Origin of the sequence: Actinomadura sp. DC4 (genome assembly GCF_030406325.1) — a bacterium.
In the GTDB taxonomy this organism is placed as follows: domain Bacteria; phylum Actinomycetota; class Actinomycetes; order Streptosporangiales; family Streptosporangiaceae; genus Actinoallomurus.
The window spans coordinates 1-726 of sequence record NZ_JAUEQY010000090.1 but is presented as its reverse complement, the minus strand read 5'-3'; the positions used below and the strand labels follow the sequence as shown (position 1 = coordinate 726).

At 67.1% G+C, this 726-nt stretch carries 1 protein-coding gene; it reads right to left on the bottom strand.

What is annotated here, in order from left to right; genetic code table 11:
• Positions 1-726 (bottom strand): TCP-1/cpn60 chaperonin family protein (locus QWU11_RS47085; protein ID WP_290121138.1); only part of this gene is annotated, 726 nt, incomplete at both ends.

Here is a 726-nt window from a genome sequence, read left to right as displayed (position 1 = left end):
AAGTCCATGCCGCCCGGGTCGGGGGCGGCCGGGGCCGCCTGCTTCTCGGGCTTTTCGGCGATGACCGCTTCGGTCGTCAGGAACAGAGCCGCGATGGAGGCGGCGTTCTGCAGTGCCGAGCGTGTCACCTTGGCCGGGTCGATGATCCCGGCCTCGAACATGTTGACGTACTCACCGGTCGCGGCGTTCAGGCCCTTGCCCGGCTCCAGCGAGCGGACCTTCTCGGCCACGACGCCGCCTTCCAGACCCGCGTTGATCGCGATCTGCTTCAGCGGCTCCTCCAGCGCACGCCTGACGATCGAGGCGCCGGTGGCCTCATCACCCTCCAGCTCGATCTTGTCGAACGCGCCGATGGCCGCCTGCAACAGCGCCACGCCACCACCGGGCACGATGCCCTCCTCGACCGCGGCCTTGGCGTTGCGCACCGCGTCCTCGATGCGGTGCTTACGCTCCTTCAGCTCCACCTCGGTCGCCGCACCGGCCTTGATGACGGCCACGCCGCCGGCCAGCTTCGCCAGACGCTCCTGGAGCTTCTCACGGTCATAGTCCGAGTCGCTGTTCTCGATCTCGACCCGGATCTCATTGACCCGACCCGCGATGTCATCGGTGTTACCCGCGCCATCGACGATCGTGGTCTCGTCCTTGGTCACCACGACACGCTTGGCCTGACCGAGCATGTCCAGAGTGGTGTTCTCCAGCTTCAGGCCGATGTCCTCCGACACCACC